This is a genomic window from Thiohalocapsa sp. (assembly GCF_019695415.1).
GTDB lineage: Bacteria > Pseudomonadota > Gammaproteobacteria > Chromatiales > Chromatiaceae > Thiohalocapsa.
In genome coordinates this window covers 1-3,758 of record NZ_JAIFKJ010000471.1, presented here as the reverse complement: position 1 = coordinate 3,758, position 3,758 = coordinate 1, and the positions used below count along the sequence as shown (strand labels likewise).

General features: G+C 67.1%; 4 protein-coding genes and 1 pseudogene. 3 read left to right on the top strand and 2 right to left on the bottom strand.

Annotated features, from left to right (window positions below; genetic code table 11):
- The coding region (locus I6U14_RS13235; RefSeq protein ID WP_296899994.1) for a hypothetical protein at nt 1-279 on the bottom strand (279 nt) is incomplete at its 3' end.
- Between I6U14_RS13235 and I6U14_RS13230 the strand changes: the two genes are divergently transcribed.
- Both I6U14_RS13230 and I6U14_RS13225 read left to right on the top strand, forming a co-directional pair.
- Nucleotides 272-1,531 carry an ABC transporter permease gene (locus tag I6U14_RS13230; RefSeq protein ID WP_296899993.1) on the top strand — a complete coding sequence of 420 codons (1,260 nt, stop codon included), beginning with the start codon at nt 272-274 and terminating at the stop codon, nt 1,529-1,531. The two genes, I6U14_RS13235 and I6U14_RS13230, sit on opposite strands and share 8 nt — an antisense overlap.
- Nucleotides 1,532-1,654: 123 nt before the next feature.
- A complete protein-coding gene (locus I6U14_RS13225) occupies nt 1,655-2,299 on the top strand; it encodes a DUF3299 domain-containing protein (protein WP_296899992.1) in 645 nt (214 codons plus the stop codon).
- A 371-nt stretch (nt 2,300-2,670) separates the two neighbouring features.
- Here the strand turns inward: I6U14_RS13225 and I6U14_RS13220 are convergent, their stop codons facing one another.
- Nucleotides 2,671-3,087: a SufE family protein gene (locus tag I6U14_RS13220; RefSeq protein WP_296899991.1), complete on the bottom strand. Its 417-nt coding sequence runs from the start codon at nt 3,085-3,087 to the stop codon at nt 2,671-2,673.
- Between the two features lie 303 nt (nt 3,088-3,390).
- Here I6U14_RS13220 and I6U14_RS13215 point away from each other — a divergent pair.
- Nucleotides 3,391-3,758 (top strand): annotated as a pseudogene (locus I6U14_RS13215) (hypothetical protein); the annotation flags it as partial.

The window sequence follows — 3,758 nt, the reverse complement described above, 5'->3', positions numbered from 1 at the left end:
AGCCGGGCCTGTGCAGACATTGGGCGGTTTCCCGGCTCCTTCATTTTCAGCGACTGACGTCGCCGAAAATGGCGGGGCATCCTGCCCCGCACGGGAAGCGCCAATAAATCGGCGCTGCCCTAACATCACGTCAGCAAGTTGCATAGGAGCTGAGATTTTCACTTCAGCTTGATGTATTCGTGAATCTTTAGTCGCGCTGCGTGTCCTTGATGGCGAAAATGCTCTTTTCAGTACTTCGGCTTCAACGGAAGTCCACCGCGACCGGAGGCTCATGGCCATCTTGTCTCTCGCCCTAAGGAGCCTGCTCAATCGCCATACCACGGTGCTCCTGACGCTCGCGTCGATCGCGCTGAGCGTGGCGCTGCTGGTGGGTGTGGAGCGGCTGCGCACCGAGACCCGGGCGAGCTTCGCCAGCACCATCGCCGGCACGGACCTCATCGTCGGCGCCCGCAGCGGCCCGGTGCAGCTGTTGCTGTATTCGGTGTTTCGCATCGGCAACGCCACCAACAACATCTCTTGGGAGAGCTATCAGGATCTCGCGGACCAGCCTAGGGTGGCCTGGACAGTGCCGCTGTCGCTGGGGGACTCGCACCGGGGCTTTCGGGTGCTGGGCACCACCGACGCGTATCTCGCGCATTACCGTTACGGCCGCGATCAGCCGCTTGCCCTGACGGAGGGCGCCTGGCTCGACGACCTCTTCGACGCGGTGCTCGGTGCCGAGGTAGCCGACCGGCTGGGCTACCGGCTCGGCGATTCGCTTACCATCGCCCACGGCGCCGGCGACGTAGCCTTCGCCCGCCACGACGACAAGCCCTTTCGCGTCGCCGGCATCCTGGCGCGCACGGGCACCCCGGTGGACCGCACCGTGCACGTGAGCCTGGAGGCCATCGAGGCCATTCATCTCGGCTGGCGCGGCGGCGCCCCCATGCCGGGCGTCGAGATCGGCCCCGATCAGGCCCGCGCCATGGATCTGACACCAGAGGCAATCACCGCCGTGCTGGTTGGGCTCGACTCGCGCATCGCCACCTTCGGCGTGCAGCGCTGGGTCAACGACTATCCAGAAGAGCCGCTGCTCGCGATCCTGCCCGGCGTGGCGCTGGCGGAGCTCTGGTCCCTCGTGGGCGTGGCAGAGAACGCCCTGCTGGTGGTCTCCGCCTGCGTCGTACTGGTGGGGCTCATCGGCATGCTGACCGCGCTCCTGATCGGTCTCAACGAGCGCCGGCGGGAGATGGCCATCCTGCGCTCCGTCGGCGCCAGACCGGCACAGGTGCTGGGGCTGATCGTCGGGGAGGCGGCCTTCGTGACCCTGCTGGGGCTCGCCGCTGGCGTCGGGCTCCTGTATCTGCTGCTTATGGTGGCACAGCCGCTGCTGGCCTCGGAGCTCGGGCTCTTCATCGACATCGGTGCGCCGAGCCTGCGCGAATGGCTGTTGCTGGCCACCGTGCTCTGCGCTGGTGTGCTGGCGGGGCTGTTGCCTGGTTGGCGGGCATACCGCATGTCACTGGCCGACGGGCTGTCCATCCGCGTCTGACTGGCTTGTACGTAGGCCCTCCTCCGTGCGCGCCGATGCCCCCATGTTATTTCGCCTTCGACATCCCTTCGTTCCAGGCCTGTCCGCGTAGCGGCGCTAGGTCAGCTCACACAGAGACCGATGATGACTCTCCAGCCCCACGCCAGCCCCCGCCTCTGGGCCTTGCTCTTGCTGCTCGCATTGATCCTCGCCGGCTGCGGCGGCGATACCGACGATGCGGGCAGATCCGACAGTGATACCGGCGACAGCGGTGGCCGTCTCTCGCCCGAGGAGCTGGCGGCAACTCCCGCACCGGCGGCCCTGAGGGACGGCCCGGAGCTTGAATGGGACGACCTGATTCCGGCCGACTGGCGTCCGGACAAGCTCTTCGAGCAGTACGATGTCGATAACATCGACGACGATGACCCGCGCGCCGATGCCCTGATGGACAAGCTGGAAACCCTCTGGGCGGAGGCACCGGTCGTGCCGGAGCTGGATGGGCAGACGGTGAAGCTGCCGGGCTTCGTGGTGCCGCTCACCACAGACGCCGCAGAGATCCGAGAGTTTCTCCTCGTGCCCTACTTCGGCGCGTGCATCCATGTGCCACCGCCGCCGCCGAATCAGACCGTGTATGTCGTCACGAGCGACGACGGCGCCTACCGCGGCGAGCTCTTTGATACCGTCTGGGTGGAGGGGACCATGCACGTCGAGCAGTTCACGGATGACCTTGGCACCGCGGGCTACCGCATCGACGCCGTCCGCGTCAGCCCTTACGAGGAAGAGAGCTGAGCGCAGGATGGGCGACGGCGGCGCTGCTGGCGACCGCACTGCTCGCCGCGGCTGTTGCAGCCCGGGCAGAAGCCGCCGTCTGCCACATCCACCCGCCCGGTGAGGCCCTCGGCGACGGGTCGGCTAAACTCATCGGTCCCTACCCCGATGCGCACCGATGCGAGCGTGAGCGCCAGCTGCGCTTTGGCGCCGCCGGGCGCTGCCACTGCGCCGCCCCGTTCACTCCCGACTGGCTCGGCAGGCGCGCCGTGGACAGACCCACGCCCGCGGTCGCAGACCCCAGCCTGCAGACCCCGGGGGGCGCCCCCGGGCTGCCACTGCCGTAATTCCCTGGGGCGGCCCTGGAGCCCGGCGAAGGTGGAAAGCACAGGTCAGGAGCGACCCAGGCCGCGCGCGATCTGGAACACCCGCTCGATGAAATGCTCCATGCCCGCGCGCCGATTCGGGCTCAGGTGCTCGGCAAGACCGGTGCCGGCGATGTAAGGTCGCGGATCGGTCTCCAACACCGCCTGCGGCGTCTTGCGCTGGAAGGGCACCAACAACAGCGCGACCAAGCCGCGCACCAGCGGTGTCTCCGCGTCGGCACGGTATTCGATCACCGGTGGATCATCATCGGTGAGGCTGCCGGTGAGCCAGGTCTTGGTATTGCAACCCTTGACCAGGTTCAAGTCGGTCTGCTCGCTGTCGGCCACGGGCAGGAGCTCGCGGCTCAGATCGCCGATGAACTCGTAGCGGGCCTCCCAGGTCTCCAGCAGCTCGAAGGCATCGAGGACGTCTTGGCTGTTCATCGCTTGCCCTCCAGTGTCTTGGGCGGTGTCGAAGCGGCACTGCATACCGCAGTAGTGCTCGTCGGTTCAACACATGGGGCACACACCTGGCCACCGCCAGCCCGTAGCCAGCATCTGGGGTCGGAGTCGTCGGGGGCACGTAAGGATTGCTTGGTATAAACCACAATATCGATTATACTTTACCGCAAGATCACCCACTCAGGGCGCTTGGGCAGAAGGGCACCAGCAGCGATCTTCGGCCAGTCGCTGCGGCGCCCGCCCCCGCCACCCCTCACAGGCAAGCCCCTCATCGGAGCTCGACTAATGGCATTTCTCAACGCGCTGTCCGAGCTCGACACAGCGGCGACAGGCTCGGTCGCCGCACCGCAGGCTCATCCCAACAAGGCAACTGTCCTCGAGCTGCGCCCGTCCTTTTTCCGCTGGCGCGAGCAATGGTGCGTGGGTATCGAAGCCCTGGATCGGGACCACCGCGCCCTGACCAAACGCATCGACGACAGTGCCCAGCGCTTCGGCGCCTGGCACGCGCCGCGGGCGGAGCAGGCGATCTCGCGCGACGGCGGGCCGGGGTCGGCCCTTGCGCTGCGCTTCTGGCTGTCGGCGCTGCACGAACGCGCCCGCGTCGCCTTCGCCCGGGAAGACGCCCTGATGCGCGCGGCGCACTACCCGGACAC